This is a genomic window from Rhodococcus cercidiphylli, assembly GCF_033042225.1.
Lineage (GTDB): Bacteria > Actinomycetota > Actinomycetes > Mycobacteriales > Mycobacteriaceae > Rhodococcoides.
Genome location: NZ_JAWLKE010000002.1, coordinates 253,373 through 271,049, shown reverse-complemented (window position 1 = coordinate 271,049; position 17,677 = coordinate 253,373). Strand labels below are relative to the sequence as shown.

The following is a 17,677-nucleotide window of genomic DNA, read 5'->3' as shown; positions in this document are numbered from 1 at the left end:
AGAAGCGATGCCTGGACCGGCAGGCCGACTCGATGCCGTTCTCGTGTGCGGAGGGCAGTGGCACGACTTCGATTACGCACGCCTGCAACTGTTGTCGTCCCTGGCCGAGTACGAGCACGTCCGTACCAGAGTGTTCGAGGACTACGACTGCATCGAGGCGCTGGCTACGGCCGACCTCCTTGTCACCTACACCTGCAATCGAGTTCCCGACGACGCGCAGCAAGATGCTCTGGCCCAGTTCGTCTCTCGTGGTGGCCGCTGGCTCGCCTTGCACGGCACGAACTCGGCGATCGACAGGACTGCGCCCGGTTCGCCGAGCAAGTACGTGACGCCACGAACTCTGGGCACGATTGCGCCCGTGCTGGGAAGCCAGTTTCTCGGACATCCTCCGATTGCGCCGTACACGGTCGAAATAACCGATCCGGCGCACCCGTTGGTGGCCGGAATCGACTCGTTCGAGGTGACCGACGAGCTCTACGTCAGCGAGCTGCATCCGCCGATCCAGATCCTGGCGCACACTCGATTCGTCGGTGAGTCAACGGGTTTCGAGGAAGGGCACACCGCCGACGACGAACCGCGTCCGGTGCTCTACCTCAAGGATCATGGCCGGGGGACCGTGTGTTACTTCACGCTCGGCCATTGCCGAGGACGATTCGATGTGCAGGATCTCGGCATCGACGATCTGGGCCGGGTGGACAGGGGGAGCTGGACGGTACCTCAGTTCCGCACCGTGTTCGAGCGCTGCCTGTCGTGGGCTGTCACCGGAAACGGTGCGACGGCCCACGACCGACCGGTGCTCAGATGATGTCGACGGTGTCGAGGACCTTCTCGGCGTAGGACGCGTCGCCCTCGACAGAGACGTGTTGTCGCCACGGACTACGAGTGGTGCCCCAGAGCACGAAATCCGTTGCCGACGAGCGAACCACGGTGTCGGCGCCCGTGATACCTGACTCGACCGTCAGAAGTTCGGAACCGGGCCGGAGGGTCCATTCGCCGCCGCCTGCACCGGTGAGGTGCACGCCGAGCGGTCGGTCGAGGACGCTGCTGACCGGGGTACACATCTGCGGTAGGCCGGTCCACATCCACTCGACGGCGGTGCGGACCAGGTCGTCTTCCGGATCGGGAGTATCGCGTGTCACCGGACCGTCGGGTCCGAGCAGGTCGACGTAGAGGTGGCACCACATGTCGAACGCGAAGGCATCCGAAAGCTGATGGGTGCGATAGGTTCCCAGATCGGTCAGTGTCATCGGCGTCGATGCGAACTCGCTGCTCTGCATCGCTTCGAGTACTCCGAGTGCTCCGGCCGCGTTGGACAGGAATTCGTCGGCAACCTGCGCGCTCGACCAGTCTCGTCGGGCATCGACCAGTAGGTTCTGAGCCTGTTCCGCGGTAGTCGGAACGGGAGCCGACGGGTCGTGAGGCGGCGGGTCCACCATGACCTTGAAATTCGATCCCGTGTGCGCGACCAGGTCTTTGACGGACCACCCGGCGCAGCGACTGGGAGCCGACCACTCCTCGGCGGTAAGCCCTCTGATCACCACCGAATAGCGTTCGGCGAGTTCGCGACTGGCAGACAATCCGGCTGTGCTCATGCATGACTCCGTCGTTGTTGCACCGCTGGGGTGATCATCAGTAGGACGCAGTTCCGCCGTCGACGCTGAGGATGGCTCCGGTGATTCCGGCACCGGAGTCCGAGGCGAGCAGCATGGCCATCGCCGATACTTCTTCGATCGTGTTGGGCCGCTTGATGGCCGACTCCTCGGCGAACAGAGCGACCATCTCGTCGAACGACATTCCCATCGCCGCGGCGGTGCCGGGTCCGTTGTTCTTGATGATGTCGGTGATGACGAGTCCGGGACAGATCGAGTTGACGGTGATGCCCTGGGTGCCGACCTCGCGGGCGATCGACTTGGTCATGCCGTTGATGGCGTGCTTGGCCGCGACGTATGCCGTGAACACGGGCTTGCCGTGCTTGCCTTCGACGGACGAGATGTTGATGATGCGGCCGTACTGGTTGGGCAGCATGTGCTTGAGTGCTCGACGGGTGGCCCAGAAATTGGAATTCAGGTTCCAGTTCATCACCAGTGTCCACTCCTCGTCGCTGAGATCGACGGTGGGCTGCAGGTCTTTTGCGCCACCGGCGTTGTTCACCAGTACGTCGATTCGACCGAAGGTGGCGACCGTTTGCTCGATGAAGTTCTCTACGTCCGCCTGAACGGTGACGTCTCCTGCGAAGAACGCAGCGCGATCTCCGACACCGAACTCGGCGAGGGCCTTGTCACCTTTCTCGGCCGAGCGGCCGTTGAGTGAGACCTTCGCGCCTTCGGCCAAAGCGGCCTCTGCGATGCCGCGACCGATGCCTTGCGTGCCGCCTGTGACGGCAACGACTTTGTCTTGCAGTTTCATCGAAGTGCTCCTCGGAAATGTCGGACAGGATCTCGGACAAGTAACTTGTCATCGTCTACAGTCTTGCATGTAGAGTGGCGGAAGTCACAGCAATGTGCAGAACGAATCAAAAAACTATCCATCGAGACGTCGGCGATGACGTCAGAGACGAGAAGCGACATGTCCGAACAGCGTTGGTTGGTCGATACCGAGCCCAGCACCCGTCTCCCCGTGTACACACGCTTGAACGCGAGTGACGTGCTGTCGGACCCGATCACGCCGCTCGGCGCGGATCTGGGGTGGATTCAGAACATCCTGCCGGGATGGAACTTCGGCTATGCCAGCTTCGGTAGCTACTCGTTGGCCGAGTCGCCCGATCTGACGGCGTCGGCAGCCATCTTCTACGGACATCTCTACGTGAACATGTCGATGTCGCGTCTGACCGGGATTCGGGGCGGACTGCCCGTCGAGCTGGTCGACCAGCTCTGGTACGGCGGAGACCCCAACATCCCTCCCTACGTGGCACATCCAGACGACGAGAACTCGGACGCGAGCCGCCGCCTGGAAGCCAGGAACGCCTGGGCGCTCTCGACCGAGGACTTTCCCGAACTGGAGGAGGATCGAACTCTTGCCGATCGCCTTCGGACCGAACGGCCGGATCTGTCGGTGCTGACCCCGGCTGCTCTCGTCGCGCGCGCACGCTCGGTGATGCCCCTCGAGCGAGTGGCCTGGCGCGGCGAGGTCGTCGCCACCAACTGCTCCGCGGTGGGCCCCGCCGTACTCGGTCAGTTGCTCGGTGCCGAGCATCAGGACCTCATCGTGACCCTCGTCGGTGCCGCCGGCGATGTCGATTCGGCGCTGCCGTCGTATGCACTGTGGGATCTGGGCCGACTGGTGCGGGCAAACGACACACTGATGGCCGCCTTCGCCGAGGGGGTCCACGGTGTCGGTGCGCGCGTGCACGGGATCGACTCCGAATTCGACACACAGCTCGAGCAGTTCCTGCTCGACTTCGGTTACCGCGGACCCAACGAATGGGATCTCGGATCGGTGTCGTGGGAGACCCGCCCCGAACTGGTACTCGGTCTGGTCGACCGACTTCGGCTGCAGGACGACGCGGCCTCACCGCATGCGCGGCTGGCCGACCATGCGTCGGCCACCGACAAAGCGCTGAAGGAGGCCGCGGACATCGTCGGCGACAATGCCGAGGGGCAAGCAACTCTCACCGCCGCACTTGCGTCGGCTCGTCGTTTCGCCGCGTGGCGGGAGCGGGCGAAGACCAATTGCATCAAGGTGTTGCACGAAGCCCGGGTTCCGCTCGTCGAGCTCGGACGCCGACTGTTCTCGGAGGGTCGTCTCGAATCGGCCGACCACGTGTTCATGGCTGTCGACGCCGAACTCGACGTACTGGCGAGTGCGCCCGAGTCGATCGCACCGATACTTGCACAACGCCATAGCGACTGGAAGGAACTGTTCGGGCTCGAGCTGCCCACGTTCCTCGACGGACGCGAGGCGTTTCCGCCGTTGTCCTCCCTCGGCCGCAAAGGGCAGTCGGCCGTCGAGCCCGTACGGGTGGGCGATGTGTTGCAGGGTTCGGGCGCGTCACCGGGAGTCACCCAGGGCCGCACCAGGGTGATCACCTCGATGGCGGCACTCGACGAGTTCGAGGTCGGTGAAATCCTCGTTGCGCCACAGACGGATCCGTCGTGGACACCGTTGTTCATGGTCTCGGGTGGCGCAATCACCGACGTCGGGGCCATGGGTTCCCACGCGATGATCGTCAGCCGCGAACTCGGCATCGCCTGCGCTGCAGGAGTTCCCGCGGCAACTCGCCGCATTCCCAACGGAGCGCTCGTGGAGATCGACGGGTCCAAGGGCACGGTCACCATTCTGGAGCTGCCGTGAGTGCGGGTGTCGTTACCGCGACGCGGGCAGTCTTTCTCGCCGAGCGACCGTCGGGGGAACCCCAAGCTCGGCACTTCGAGGTTCGCGAGTTGCCGTTACCCGAACGCACTGCGGGTCAGCTTCTCGTCCGAAACATCTTCATGAGCGTCGATCCGTCGACGCGGGGACGCCTGGGGACGTCGAACATGCAGTACACCACGAACATCGAGGTGGGTTCTCCGCTCGACGGCTCGGCGCTGGGGGTGGTGCTCGAGGGCACCGACGAGGTGCCCGCGGGTTCCCACGTTCGGCATCGACTCGGCTGGCGTGAACACGCGGTGATCGACACCTCTGCGGCCACGGTGATCGACCCACGCGGTATCGACCTGCACCACTGGCTCGGAATACTCGGCCAAACCGGATTCACGGCGTACTGCGGACTGCAGCGCGCGGGTGAGATCCGAACGGGAGACACGGTGTTCGTATCCGCTGCGGCAGGCGCAGTGGGCAGCGCTGCGGGTCAGTTCGCGAGATTGCTCGGTGCGACGCGAGTCGTCGGTAGTGCCGGGGGACCGGACAAGGCGGCACTGCTGCGTGATCGGTTCGGGTTCGATGTGGGAATCGACTACCGCGCCCGCCCGATCGGTGCCGCGCTTCGTGATGCGGCACCGGACGGCATCGACCTCTACTTCGACAACGTCGGCGGCGACCACCTCGTGGCGGCACTGTCTGCGCTTCGGCAGCAAGGCCGCGTCGCCCTGTGCGGCATGATCTCGAACGGCGGTCCGGACAGTCCACCTCTGGACCGTCTGATCGAGGTGATCCTGAAGCGAATCACCGTCAGAGGCTTCATCGTCCGTGATCACGAGGATCTCAGGGGCGAGTTCGAGGACCGCGTCGCCGGCTGGCTCGCTGCCGGCGAGATCGTGGCCGAGTCCACGATCCACGAGGGCCTCGACAACGCGGCGAGAGCATTCGTGTCCATGCTCGGCGGCGGAAACGTCGGCAAGATGCTGGTCCGGGTGTCCTGACCCGTGTCGTCCCGACGGACCCGACGTCTACCCGGCGATGGTCCGGTCGGTGTCCCAGTACGGTGCTCGCAGTGCCTTCTTGTCGAGCTTGCCCATGACGTTGCGGGTCAGCTCGTCGACGATCACGTAGCGCTTGGGGCATTTGTACGATGCCATCGACGCCTTGGCGAACCTTTCGAGTTCGGTGATATCTAGTGTTGTATTCGGTTCCGGGACAATCAGAGCCAGCAGGGCTTCGCCGAAGTCGGCATCCGGTATTCCGATGACCGCGACCTCGGTCACGGCGGGGTGTGCGGCCAGAACTCGTTCGCTTTCGGCGGGGTAGAGGTTCACGCCTCCCGACACCACCATGTCGGCGACTCTGTCGGTGATGAAGACGAACCCGTTCTCGTCCACGTAGCCGACATCGCCCAGCGTTGCCACGCCCGGCAAAATGTAAGCGGCTGCTGTCTTCTCGGGATCTGCGTGGTACACCACGCTGCGTTCCGGCGGGGTTCGAAAGCCCAGCACCCCGACCTGCCCGCGGTCGAGTTCGGTTCCGTCGGCGTCGACCACGACTGCTTCGAAGGGCGGTACTGCCCGCCCGACCGATCCCGGGTGCGTGAGCCAGTCCGGCGAGGCGATCTTGCACACCGTCCCGATTTCGCTGCCGCCGTAGGACTCCACCAGAACCGGACCGAACCAGTCGATCATCGATCGCTTGACGTCCGGTGGGCACGCCGAGCCGGTATGCGCGACGTACTCGAGACTGGAGACGTCGTACGTCGAGCGAATGTGGGAATCGAGTCCGAGCAGCCGCTGGAAGTGCGTCGGAACCATCAACGTGGACGTGACGCGGTGGCGGTCGATCGAATCCAGCGTTCTCTCGGCGTCGAAGCGTCCCAGCACCACCACGGGGTTGCCGGAGAGCAGATGCCGAACGGCGGTCAACGGCCCGTTGTGTTGAAGCGGTCCCACGACGAGGTGAACTCCGTCCGGGTAACCCGACCGCGCGGCGACCGCGTCGCCGAATTCCGCAGCGCTCTGGCCCGTGGCCGGTAACCAACGCACCTGGGTGCCTCGGGCACGGCCGGTGGTGCCGGATGTGTAGACCAGAGGCGGACGTGCGGGTCGCTGGGTCGGAGGTGTGGATGCAGACGCAGCTCGTTGCGGCGCGACGGCCACCGACCAGGCCACCGTGTCGACGCCACCGTCGCAGCCGTGCGCAATCACTTCGCGTAGGCCCGCGGTGGCCGCTGCGGCGCGGGACGAGAGAAGGCCGGCCGGACCGGTCACCACCGCGACGGTTCCGGAGTCGAGGAACTGCTCCGACATCTCGCTCGGTGTCAGCTGACGGGAGATCGCGACGGTACCGACCCCCCGCGCGATGGCCGCCACGTGCGTGAGCAGGGTCGGAGCGCAGTTCTCGCCGATGACGGCGATGCGATCGTCTGAATCGGGGGCGATCTCGAGAAGGCGCTCGCCGAGCGCCTCGAGGACGCTGAGCAGGTCGGACCACGTCATCGAGGTGGTGTCGTCCGTCAATGCCCGGCCTGATGGCTCGTTTCGTGCTCGATCTCTGATTCGGTCGAGCATGCGATCGATCCTCCAAAGGTGTGACGCGGCGGGCTGAAGTAACTTTATAGTGATTCTACTTACATTGCGCTAGTGTTGGGCTCATACTGGTGAAGACGTAAACAAAGTCTGCAGAGAAGAGGTGTACGTGGTGACTTCGACCGCGACCGACCCGACCCGCGAGGCCGTAGAGCCCGTGGGGTCGAACGATCCGACGCCGAGTCGGGAGGTTCTGCTCGATCTGCACCGCAGGATGGTGCGCATCAGGCAGTTCGAGACCGAGGCCGGCCGGTTGATGGAGGGCGGACGGATGCCTGGCTTCCTGCATCTCTACGTCGGCCAGGAGGCGGTCGCGGCCGGCACGATGTCCAATCTCAGGGACACCGACCAGATCACCTCGACCCACCGCGGACACGGTCATGCCGTCGCCAAGGGTGCCGAATTCAAGCCGATGTTCGCCGAGTTGTTCGGCCGCGTCGACGGTTACTGCAAGGGCCGCGGCGGCTCCATGCACATCAACGACCTGTCGATCGGCATGCTCGGTGCCAATGGCATTGTCGGAGGCGGTATTCCGATCGCGGTGGGTGCTGCGTTCGCGGCCAAGTACCGCGAGGAGGATTCGGTGGCCGTCCCCTTCTTCGGCGACGGAGCGAGCAACATCGGGGCGTTCCACGAAGCGGCCAATATCGCGGGAATACTCGAGTTACCGGTGGTCTTCGTCTGCGAGAACAACGGATACGCCGAATTCACGGCACTCCGCGACCACATGAAGCTGGAGAATGTGGCCGATCGCGCTGCGGCCTACGGATTTCCGAGCGAGATCTGCGACGGAATGGACGCGATCGCCGTGCGTGCCGCAGTCGGTCGCGCGGTCGAGCGGGCGCGAAACGGTGGCGGTCCGACCCTGGTGGAAGCCAAGACGTATCGCTACTACGACCACCAGGGTGTGAAGGGTCTGCGCAAGACGTACCGCACCGAGGAGGAGGTCGAGGCCTGGAAGGACCGCGACGCCATCAAGTTGCTCGAAGCGCGGGCGGTGACCGAGGGGCTCGTCACCGAAGCCGAATTCGCGACCGTCTGGGCCGAGGTCGACGCCGACATCGCAGAATCCGTGAGTTTCGCCGAGGCCAGTCCGTATCCGGATCTGGCCGACTTCGCCCTCAACGTCTACAGCGACTGAAGATCTGAAAAGGCTGAGCATGTCTACTGCAACGGAAACACCCAACGCAACCGCGACGGCACCGGCCGCTGCGGGCAGAATCACCACCTACGTCAAGGCCTACAACGAGGCCGTCGCCCAGGTCATGCGCGAGGACGAGAACGTCTTCGTCGCCGGCGAGGACGTCGCGGCCTACGGCGGCGTCTTCCACATGTACGACGGGCTGTTAGCCGAGTTCGGATCGCGCCGCATGGTCGACACTCCGATCGCCGAGATGGGTCTGATCGGACTCGGCGTCGGGGCGGCCGCACGTGGTCTACGCCCCATCGTCGACATCATGTTCATGGACTTCCTGGCCGTCGCGCTCGATCAGGTGGTCAACCAGGCCGCCAAGATGAAATTCATGTACGGCGGCGAGGTCAAGGTCCCCATGGTCATCGCAGTCGCATACGGAGCAGGAGTCAGTGCGGGCGCACAGCATTCGCAGAGCCTCGAGGCCTGGTTGGCTCACACGCCCGGTCTCAAGGTGGTCATGCCGTCGAACGCGTACGACGCCAAGGGACTGATGGTCTCGGCGGTACGTGACGACAACCCCGTCGTGTTCATGCTCAACAAGGTCCTTCTCGGTGCCCGCGCCGAGGTTCCCGAGGACGTCTACGCAATCCCGCTCGGCGAGGCGTCCGTCCCGCGAGAAGGCGAGGATGTGACCATCGTGGCGTTCGGCCGCATGGTCTCCGAAGCGTTGAAGGCCGCGGACATCCTGGCCGAGTCCGGGGTGTCGGTGGAGGTCGTCGATCCGCGCACGGTCCAGCCGCTGGACACTGCCACCGTCGTGAAGTCCGCGTCGAAGACCAACCGCATTCTGGTGGTGCACGAGGCAGTGACTTTCGGCGGAATCGGAGCCGAGGTGGCCGCGCAGATCCAGGAGGAGGCGTTCGACTACTTGGACGCGCCCGTCCTGCGCGTCGGCGCGCCCTTCACGCCTGTGCCATTCAGCACTCCACTCGAGAAGGCCTACGTTCCCGACGCCGACCGCATTGTCGCGGGTGCACGCCGTCTCCTCGAAAGGAACTGATCGTGGCTCAGCAGATCGTGCTGCCGAAGCTGGGTCTGACGATGCAGGAAGGCGTGATCGGCGAGTGGGTGGCCGAATCCGGCCAGCGCATCGGTCTGGGCGACGTTCTTCTGCGCCTGGAAACGGACAAGGTCGATGTCGATGTCGAGGCGGAGGCCGAGGGAATCCTCGCGACGACCGCGCAGGCCGGTGACGTGTTGCCGGTCGGTGCGGTGATCGGGTGGCTTCTCGGTGACGGCGAAACGGCACCGGGTGTCGACGCAGCGGTCGTGACCGCAAACGAACCGGCCGCCGACGACGGTGCCACCGTCGCAGGCGAGACCGAGGTGCGCACACAGAGCAGCGACTCGCGAATCAAGTCGTCTCCGAATGCCCGCCGGGTCGCGGAGATGTCGCACATCGATCTTGCTCAGGTGCGGGGTTCCGGCCCCGGTGGACGAATCGTGTCCGAGGACGTCGAGGAGTTCGTCGCGGCAGTGCCTGTTCACGAGAAGGTAGCGACACCCGAAGCAGCGCAGGCCCAGATGGCGGGCGGCGCGGACAGCGCGGCCGGACAGTTCGTCGGACCGGTACTTCGCCGTCGGGCAGCCGAGCTCGGAGTGGATCTGAGCCGGCTCGTCGGATGCGGTACGGGAGGGCGAATCACCAAGGGCGACATCGAGGCTGCTGCCGGTCACAGTGTGTCGACTCCAGTTGCCGCGGAACCGGTGGAAGCGGACGCGCCCGCACGCGAGACCGGCCCGAAAGCCGGCGACGTCATTCCGCTGAAGGGCATGCGAGGCGCGATCGCTCGCAACATGCTCGACAGTCTGCACTCCATGGCACAGCTGACGCACGGCTACGAAGCAGATGTGACCGCACTGGTGAAGATCAGGGCGGAGCTAGGAGCCGAGTCGGCGTCCAGCGGGTCGAAGCCGCCCAGCCTCAACGCCTTCGTTGTCAAGGCCGCAGCGTTGGCGCTGAGGGAACATCCCCTGTTGAACGCGGGAATTGCCGACGAGAAGGTGACGTTGTTCGAGGCCATCGACATCGGCGTAGCCGTCTCGGTCGACGGTGGTCTCGTCGTTCCGGTCGTTCGGGGAGCGGATTCGCTGTCGATCGGCGCAATCGGCGCTCGCACAACGGAATTGGCGACAGCTGCCCGAACGGGGACGCTGGGATTGTCCGACATGGAGGGTGCGACGTTCTCGGTCAGCACGCTCGGGGCACACGGGGTCGACTTCTTCACGCCGGTCATCAATCCCGGCAATGTCGCGATCCTCGGAGTCGGCCGCGTGAAGGACGGATTCCGTTGGGAAGGTGAGACTCCCGTCAAGACTCAGGTGATGACCCTGAGCTTGACGTTCGACCACCGGGCCGTGGACGGCGCTCCCGCAGCGGAATACCTCCGCACGGTGAGCAAGATCCTGGCGCGTCCACTGAGCTTGTTGGCGCACTAGGCGAGCAGCACGACATGGAACCGATTGCGACAGACGACAGGCTGTTCGTCGAACTCGACCCACCACTGTTGGCCGGGAGTTCGTGTGGCGACTGCGATGTGGTCGTCTTTCCGGCAGCCGAGCGGTGCCCGGGTTGTACCGGCGAGAACGTCACGCGCATCGCGCTGCCGAACCGAGGAACGATCTGGACGTGGACCACCCAGTCGTTCGCGCCGAAACCGCCGTACCAGCCGCCGCCGTCGGGATTCGAACCGTTCGTCGTCGCCTATGTCGATCTCGGTACGGTGCTCGTCGAGTCCCGAATCATCGGTGAGGTAGCGATCGGAGACGAGGTCGAACTGCGTGTGCTCGACCTCGGCGGCGGCGACGTCACTTTCGCCTTCACCACGGTGGCGTCTTGAACCCCGCCGACATCTTCGTCGTCGGAGCCGGTATGCACGCCTTCGGGCGACACGACGGTGTGTCCGGTATGGACATGGGTGAACACGCACTTCGTGCCGCGCTGACCGACGCCGGAATCGGGTGGTCCGACGTCGACGCGGCCGTCGGTGGCAGCAACGTCTCCGGCAAGCCCGACTCGCTGGTGTCTCGGCTTGGACTGACCGGAATCCCGTTCACGACAGTCAAGAATGGCTGCGCCACAGGGGGAGTCGCGTTGTCGACCGCAGCCGACATGCTCACCGCCGGTAGAGCGGGGATCGTCGCAGTCGTCGGTTTCGACAAGCATCCGCGAGGAGCATTCGCATCCGACCCAGCGGCGTACGGTCTCGACCCCTGGTACGCGAAGGCCGGTCTGATGGTCACGACGCAGTACTTCGCCATGAAGACTCGCCGGTACCTCCACCGGTACGGACTCGACGAACACTCGCTCGCAGCGGTATCCGAGCGAGCCTTCGCCAACGGGGCGGCGCATCCGATGGCATGGCGTCGCACTCCGCTGACCTCTGCGCAGGTTCTGGCGTCCCCGATGATCAACGACCCGCTGACGCAGTACATGTTCTGTTCGCCGGGCGAGGGCGGCGTGGCGCTGATTCTCGCTCGGGGTGAGCAGGCATACGACATGTGCGAACGGCCGATTCGTCTGGCATCCGTCGAAGTCCGAACGAGACGGCCGGGATCCTTCGAGGTCTTCTCACCGTGGTTGGCCACCGACCCGAGCCGCAGTCCGAGTATCGACGCGGCTGCGGCTGCTTTCGCCGGTGCCGGTGTGGATCCGGCCGAGGTCGATGTGGCGCAGTTGCAGGACACCGACTCCGGGTCCGAGGTGATCCATATGGCCGAAACCGGTCTCTGCGAGCACGGTGAGCAAGCACAGTTGCTCGCGTCCGGCGCGACCGATTGGAACGGCGAGCTCCCGATCAACACCGACGGTGGATGTCTGGCCGGAGGTGAGCCGATCGGCGCATCCGGATTGCGGCAGGTGCACGAGGTGGTGCGTCAATTGCAAGGTCGGGCGGACGGACGTCAGGTGCTCGGCGGGCCGGCCGTCGGATTCACACATGTCTACGGGGCACCGGGGTTGTCGGCCTGCACCGTGCTGACGAGTCGATAGCGAAAGGCGAACCATGACACAGGTTGTCGACACCGTTCCCGAGTTGGCCGATTTTCGGGCGGAGGTGAGCTCGTGGTTGAGTTCGGTCCTCCCGCCACGGCCGGCACCGTCACCGGAGGACCGGCCGGATCTGGCCGTCTTTCGCAATCTGTCCGACGAGGACGAGTCGGCTTTGCTCGACGCCGTCCGAGACTACCGCCGCAGGCGTTTCGACGCCGGCTACGGCGCGGTGACATTGTCGGTCGAGCACGGTGGACGCGGGTTTCCGGCGTCGTTCGCATCGGCCATCGCTCAGGCCGAGCGTGAGTTCGATGTGCCGCTCTCGACCGAACTCATCAGTGTCACGACGGGTCTCGTCGGTCCTGCGGTCGCGATGTTCGGGTCCGACGAACAACGTGCGACCTACGCGAATCCACTGCTGCGCACGGATCTGCTGGCCTGTCAGCTCTTCAGCGAGCCCGGTGCCGGCTCCGATCTGGCGGCGCTGGGATGTCGCGGGGTGCGCGACGGGGATGACTGGATCTTCAACGGGCAGAAGGTGTGGTCGTCGGGCGCACGGTTCGCAGATCTCGGGATGCTGCTGGCCCGCACCGATCCCGACGCACCCAAGCACAAGGGAATCACCGCGTTCCTGATTCCACTCGACCTCGAGGGCGTCGAGATCCGCCCGATTCGGCAGATGAGCGGGGGCGCATCCTTCAACGAGGTTTTCCTGCACGACGTTCGAGTTCCCGACGGCATGCGTCTGGGCGACGTCGGCGCGGGGTGGAAGGTTGCCGGTGCCACTCTGGCTTTCGAGCGCACCGCCTCCGGTTCGGTGACCCGGAAGAAGGGCGGCTCCGTCGCAGAGTTGGTGGCGCTCGCGCAGTCCCTCGGCGTTGCCGGTGATCCGCTGGTGCGTCAGGACATCGCCGACGTGTACATCCGATCCGAACTGCGCGCCGCCACCGCAGACAGAGTAGCGCGGGCCGCAGCGGCAGGGATCTCGCCGGGACCGGCGGCGTCGGTCGGAAAGCTGATGGCATCGGACGTGCTGAGCAGAATCGGCGAGATTGCCGCTGACATGTTGGGAGAGAACATCTCTGCCCGTGTCGACGACGACCTGTTCGCGTGGTCCGAGCATCTGCTGGGTAGCCCGGGCTACCGGTTGGCGGGCGGCACCGATCAGATTCAGCGCACCATCATCGGCGAGAGAGTGCTCGGCCTACCGTCCGAGCCGCGAGAGAACCGCGATCAGCCGTGGTCGGGGCGTGACAAGCGCTGACCCACCAGTCGGGCTTACCAGGCGAGGGAGAGAGCCAGGCGTTCCCGATGGAACGCGGCACCGCCGAAGAGTTGTGCGTCGGCGCGTGCGCGTCGAAAGTACAGGTGGCAGTGGTGCTCCCAGGTGAAGCCGATTCCGCCGTGCAGCTGCACCGCTTCGGCCGTCACGGTTCGGTACACGTCCGAGCACCACGCCTGAGCGACCGAGCCGGCCTCGGTGAGATCGTCGGCTTCGACCGCGCGGGTCACCGCCGACCGGCTGGACTCCACCAGCACCAGAAGATCCGCGAGAGAGTGCTTGACCGCCTGGAAGCTGCCGATCTCGCGGCCGAATTGCCGTCGTTCCTTGGCATACCGGACGGTGGCATCGAGGCTGGCCTGGGCACCGCCGAGTTGTTCGGCGGCGAGAACGATGCAGGCGATGTCGAGCGCCGGAAAGACTGCGGTGGAGGCGCTTCCGCCGGTAGTGAGACGCCGAGCCGGGGTATCGGTGAGGGTCACGGAGGCCTGAGCACGGGACAGATCCAGTGTCTCGACGCGGTCGATCAGCGCGCCGTCGGCCGACGCCTCGACGACGAAGACATCGGGGCCTTCGGGTGTTGCGGCGACGGTCACGATCCATCGTGAGCCGGCGGCACCGAAGACGGCAGGCGCGCGTCCCCTCACCGTCCACCCGGTGCTGTTCTCCGCGGCCGAGAAAGGCACATGGTCCGGTGACCACCACCCGCGGCGGTCGAGCCCGGCGAACGCGGCGGGCGTGCCCTCGGCGATGTCGGACACCACCTCGTCGGCACTGCCGGTGCCGGCGAGCACCTGTCCAGCGAACAGGGTCGAGAGGAAGGGAACCGGAAGCAGCGCCGCTCCGAGCTCCTCGGCGACGACGACCATCTCGGCCAATCCGCCGATGCCGCCGCTGGATTCGGGTAAGCCGAGTGCCGCTGTTCCGATCTGTTCCCCGAGCACCGACCAGGCGCGCGAGTCCCACCCGGGGCCGGCCGGATCGAGGCGACGGCAGAGATCGTGTCCGCCGAGTTCGGCGGCAGCGGCACGGACGGAGGATCGAAGGGCGTCGAGTTCGGTGCTCATCGGTTGGGGTTCACCGGCTTTCGAGGGTGGCGTGCGCCGCCGCGAGTCGGGCCACCGGGACCCGTCGAGGTGAGCACGAGACATAGTGCAGGCCCAGCGAATTGAGGAACGAGATGGACTGCGGATCGCCGCCGTGCTCACCGCAGACACCGAGTTTCACGTCGGGACGGGCGCTGCGGGCACGGTCGACGGCCATGGAGACCAGAGCGCCGACACCGTCCCGATCCAGCACGGCGAACGGGCTGTCCGTCAACAGACCGTGTTCGAGATAGTGGGCCAGTACCGTTTTCTCGACGTCGTCGCGGGAGAATCCGTAGGTGAGCTGGGTCAGGTCGTTCGTCCCGAACGAGAGGAACTGGGCCTCGATGGCCAACGGTTCGGCCAGCAGGGCGGCGCGGGGAGTTTCGATCATGCTGCCGACGAGATAGGGAACCGTGACGCCGGTGTCGGCGGCGACGGTCGCAGCGGCCCGGTGCACCTGGGCGATGGCCTCGGTGAGTTCTCCCGGCAGCGACACCAACGGAATCATGACCTCGAGTTGCGGTGTCATCCCTTCGGCGTTCACCACGACCCATGCACGGAAGAGCGCTTCGGCCTGAGCGGGATACAACCGGGTCTGCACCATGGCGAATCGAACTCCACGTAACCCGAGCATCGGGTTCGATTCGTGTGTGGCAGCCGCGCGTTCGGCTTGTTCGCGATCGCGATAGTTGCCGTCCGCCGGCAGGAACTCGTGCAGCGGCGCATCGAGCAGGCGCACCGTGACAGGCCGGTCACCGACGACACGGAGCAGATCGATGAAATCCGATTGCTGCGCTGCGGTCAGCGCCGCGATGGCCTCGATCTCCTCGGCCTCGTTCTCGGCCAACACGAGCCGTTGCACCAGCGGGAGTTGGTCGCCGAGGAATTGGTGCTCTGTACGGCACAGGCCTATTCCCTCGGCTCCGAGGCGAAAGGCGGTTGCAGCGTCGTCGGCGTTGTCGGCGTTGGTGCGGATGCGTAGCTCGCGGATGTCGTCGGCCCAGCCGAGCAGCACTTCCAATTCCGGTGACGGCTCCGCAGGCCGTATCGCCACGGTGCCGACGTAGACGTCACCGGTCCGGCCGTTGACCGAGACGGTGTCGCCCTCGGAGAGGGTCACTCCGTCTGCCGTCACGGTGGCCTGTTCGCGGTCGATGCGGATGGTCGCCGCACCGCAGACAGCCGGACGGCCGGCACCTCGGGCAACGACGGCCGCGTGGGATGCGAGTCCGCCGTTGGACGTGATGACTGCGGTGGCAGCCAACAGAGCGGGCACATCCGCGGGGCTGGTCTCGGACGTAACGAGAACGACGGCCTTGCCCTGCGCCGCCAGCGCAAGAGCTCGATCGCTCGACAGGGCGATCTCGCCGACGGCCGCACCGGGTGACGCGGGGAGTCCGCGGACGAGCAACTGCTCGCTACCGGTGAGGGTGAGCTGAGCATGCAGAAGGTCCTGCATCAGATCGGGCTCGAGCATGCGCACTGCCTCGCTACGATCGATCGATCGTGCGTTGGCCAGATCCACGGCGAGATTGGTGACCGCACGTGGGCCGGGATGGTCGAGCGCACCAGCGCTGAGCAGCGCGAGCTGCCGGTCGCGGACCTCGAACTCGATCTCGGCGACACCGCGCAGATGTGGCTCGAGAGTCGCGAAGATCTGATCGAGAATCTGTTCACCGCCAGGAGTGCTGGACAGTGGTTCACCGGGACCGGGATCGGGATCGGCCTTGCGGACACCGAGGTGGAAGACGCCGTGGGGCGCGTACCTGCCGCTCTCGAGATCACGGCTGACCGCGGAGCCGTGACCGGACTCGTCCCACGGTCCGAGTCGCAGAGCACGGACATGAAGCGCGAGGCCCATGTCGTCCGGCAGTGACAGAGCACGGCGGGCCCGCTGTCCGCGGGGAGATGCCCATCGCGCCAGCATTGCGGTCGAGGCGAGACCGATTTGCTCGGCCGGGTCGGTGGGAAAGGCAGTGCCCGTTGATGTTTCGATCAGATCGAGAAGCGCGGGCACGCGAGACCGACTGTCGGGGTGGTCGTCGTCCAGATCGTCGAGGTCGTCGGTGTCGATGTCGAGGGCACCCTCGGCGACGAATCGAAGCGTCGCAGCCCACGAGTCGTAGATGTCGCGGTCACGTCCGATCACCTCGACGAGTGCGTCGACGTTCCGGGGCGAGAGCCCGATCACCGAGATGGCAGGAGGCAGCGCCGACACCGGAACCGGCGCACTGCATCGCAGATGCAGCAACATGGGTCGACGCTCGGTGCGAACCGACGGCCAGATCCCCCGGACTGCCAACTTCTCCAACAGATCGATCGTGGCACTCGCAGTGTCCGGGTTACGCAATCCGGTGCCGGACCCGATCGGTACCGTCAGCCCGGGTACGACCGGAAGCCCGAGCGCGACGAGGTTGTCCATCTCGACGCCGTGCACCCCGAGTGCGTCGGCACCGAGACCGCGAGCACGGCCTTGTCCGTAGGGTACGGCGGCGCGAGCGAAGCCGATCACGGAACTGTCGGACAGGGTCATTCGGCGCTACCGCGAACGAGTTCCTCCTCGAGGGCCTCGTCCTCGGCGCGGGTGAGTCCGAGCATCATCAGCACGTGCTGATGGAGCCACATCCACACGGTGTGATACCCGTCCGTCAAGGGGGACGTGATCGACGCGGTGTCGCCGTTGTCGAACCGTTCGAGTGCAACGTTCAAGCGGTCGCGGTACTCCAGCAGGACTGCGCACTGCTTCCCTCCACGGCGGAGCAGCTTGGACACGGATGTGTGAATGTCCTCGAGCTGGTCGCGGATCCTGGCGTCGTACTGCGCATCGCTGTGATCGTTGGTCGTGCCGTCCGGACGGCACTGCCATGCGGTGCACAGTTCTCGCAGCCGACGGTTCACCGGGAGGAATGCGCTAAGGAAGTCGGCGACCGCACTGTGCTCGTCGCTTCCGTCGGTGAGACGAACCCGGGCACCGGCCGCAGCTATTCCGGCCTGTGTCGGCATGACCATCGGACCCTTGGCCACGGCGTCACCGGCGTCGACGACAGCCTGTAGCTCGGGCGTGACCGGCCCTCGAAGCATGCCCTTCACAACGAGGTCGACCAGTGCGGTCGATTCGGATGTGGTGGTCGCAAGGTCGTTCATGGTGCTCCTGGCGCTCTCCGGTCCCCCGTGGGGAACAGCCCTAGGTAAGTGACGTGCGTCTACCGTAGGCGGGACTGTGACGAT

General features: G+C 65.5%; 15 protein-coding genes. 9 read left to right on the top strand and 6 right to left on the bottom strand.

The window, feature by feature from the left end; translation table 11 throughout:
* The first annotated feature begins 7 nt into the window (after window positions 1–7).
* The gene (locus R3P95_RS04825; RefSeq protein WP_317547456.1) at window positions 8–805 is read left to right on the top strand and encodes a ThuA domain-containing protein; all 798 of its coding nucleotides are present in this window, start codon (window positions 8–10) and stop codon (window positions 803–805) included.
* Here the strand turns inward: R3P95_RS04825 and R3P95_RS04820 are convergent.
* Both R3P95_RS04820 and R3P95_RS04815 read right to left on the bottom strand, forming a co-directional pair.
* Entirely contained in the window at window positions 798–1,592 is a 795-nt protein-coding gene (locus tag R3P95_RS04820; RefSeq protein ID WP_317547455.1) for a maleylpyruvate isomerase family mycothiol-dependent enzyme, read from the bottom strand. The two genes, R3P95_RS04825 and R3P95_RS04820, sit on opposite strands and share 8 nt — an antisense overlap.
* Window positions 1,593–1,629: 37 nt before the next feature.
* A complete protein-coding gene (locus R3P95_RS04815; protein WP_317547454.1) occupies window positions 1,630–2,406 on the bottom strand; it encodes an SDR family NAD(P)-dependent oxidoreductase in 777 nt (258 codons plus the stop codon).
* 159 nt (window positions 2,407–2,565) lie between these two features.
* On the opposite strand from R3P95_RS04815, the gene R3P95_RS04810 reads away from it, so the two are divergent.
* Together R3P95_RS04810 and R3P95_RS04805 are read left to right on the top strand one after the other, a co-directional pair.
* Window positions 2,566–4,290: a PEP-utilizing enzyme gene (locus R3P95_RS04810; protein WP_317547453.1), complete on the top strand. Its 1,725-nt coding sequence runs from the start codon at window positions 2,566–2,568 to the stop codon at window positions 4,288–4,290.
* Window positions 4,287–5,300 (top strand): NADP-dependent oxidoreductase, encoded by a 1,014-nt coding sequence (locus R3P95_RS04805; RefSeq protein ID WP_317547452.1) that lies wholly within the window; start codon window positions 4,287–4,289, stop codon window positions 5,298–5,300. The genes R3P95_RS04810 and R3P95_RS04805 overlap by 4 nt, the downstream gene beginning before the upstream one ends.
* A 27-nt stretch (window positions 5,301–5,327) precedes the next feature.
* Here R3P95_RS04805 and R3P95_RS04800 read toward each other — a convergent pair whose 3' ends face one another.
* On the bottom strand, window positions 5,328–6,875 hold the full coding sequence (locus tag R3P95_RS04800) for an AMP-binding protein (RefSeq protein WP_317547451.1): 1,548 nt from the start codon (window positions 6,873–6,875) through the stop codon (window positions 5,328–5,330).
* Between the two features lie 130 nt (window positions 6,876–7,005).
* On the opposite strand from R3P95_RS04800, the gene R3P95_RS04795 reads away from it, so the two are divergent.
* From R3P95_RS04795 to R3P95_RS04770, 6 genes are read left to right on the top strand one after another with little or no spacing between them, the layout of a single operon-like run.
* Window positions 7,006–8,034 (top strand): thiamine pyrophosphate-dependent dehydrogenase E1 component subunit alpha, encoded by a 1,029-nt coding sequence (locus R3P95_RS04795; RefSeq protein WP_317547450.1) that lies wholly within the window; start codon window positions 7,006–7,008, stop codon window positions 8,032–8,034.
* 19 nt (window positions 8,035–8,053) lie between these two features.
* Window positions 8,054–9,088 (top strand): alpha-ketoacid dehydrogenase subunit beta, encoded by a 1,035-nt coding sequence (locus R3P95_RS04790; RefSeq protein ID WP_317547449.1) that lies wholly within the window; start codon window positions 8,054–8,056, stop codon window positions 9,086–9,088.
* Between the two features lie 2 nt (window positions 9,089–9,090).
* A complete protein-coding gene (locus R3P95_RS04785; protein ID WP_317547448.1) occupies window positions 9,091–10,527 on the top strand; it encodes a 2-oxo acid dehydrogenase subunit E2 in 1,437 nt (478 codons plus the stop codon).
* Between the two features lie 14 nt (window positions 10,528–10,541).
* The gene (locus tag R3P95_RS04780) at window positions 10,542–10,928 is read left to right on the top strand and encodes a Zn-ribbon domain-containing OB-fold protein (protein WP_317547447.1); all 387 of its coding nucleotides are present in this window, start codon (window positions 10,542–10,544) and stop codon (window positions 10,926–10,928) included.
* The gene (locus R3P95_RS04775) at window positions 10,925–12,079 is read left to right on the top strand and encodes a thiolase family protein (RefSeq protein WP_317547445.1); all 1,155 of its coding nucleotides are present in this window, start codon (window positions 10,925–10,927) and stop codon (window positions 12,077–12,079) included. Before R3P95_RS04780 ends, R3P95_RS04775 begins: the two co-directional genes overlap by 4 nt.
* A 13-nt stretch (window positions 12,080–12,092) precedes the next feature.
* Window positions 12,093–13,343 carry an acyl-CoA dehydrogenase family protein gene (locus R3P95_RS04770; protein WP_317547444.1) on the top strand — a complete coding sequence of 417 codons (1,251 nt, stop codon included), beginning with the start codon at window positions 12,093–12,095 and terminating at the stop codon, window positions 13,341–13,343.
* Between the two features lie 14 nt (window positions 13,344–13,357).
* Here the strand turns inward: R3P95_RS04770 and R3P95_RS04765 are convergent, their stop codons facing one another.
* From R3P95_RS04765 to R3P95_RS04755, 3 genes are read right to left on the bottom strand one after another with little or no spacing between them, the layout of a single operon-like run.
* Window positions 13,358–14,428, bottom strand: a complete 1,071-nt coding sequence (locus tag R3P95_RS04765; protein ID WP_317547443.1) for an acyl-CoA dehydrogenase family protein — start codon at window positions 14,426–14,428, stop codon at window positions 13,358–13,360.
* 10 nt (window positions 14,429–14,438) lie between these two features.
* On the bottom strand, window positions 14,439–16,982 hold the full coding sequence (locus tag R3P95_RS04760) for a putative PEP-binding protein (protein WP_317547442.1): 2,544 nt from the start codon (window positions 16,980–16,982) through the stop codon (window positions 14,439–14,441).
* A complete protein-coding gene (locus tag R3P95_RS04755) occupies window positions 16,979–17,593 on the bottom strand; it encodes a hypothetical protein (protein WP_317547441.1) in 615 nt (204 codons plus the stop codon). Before R3P95_RS04755 ends, R3P95_RS04760 begins: the two co-directional genes overlap by 4 nt.
* Window positions 17,594–17,677: the final 84 nt, after the last annotated feature.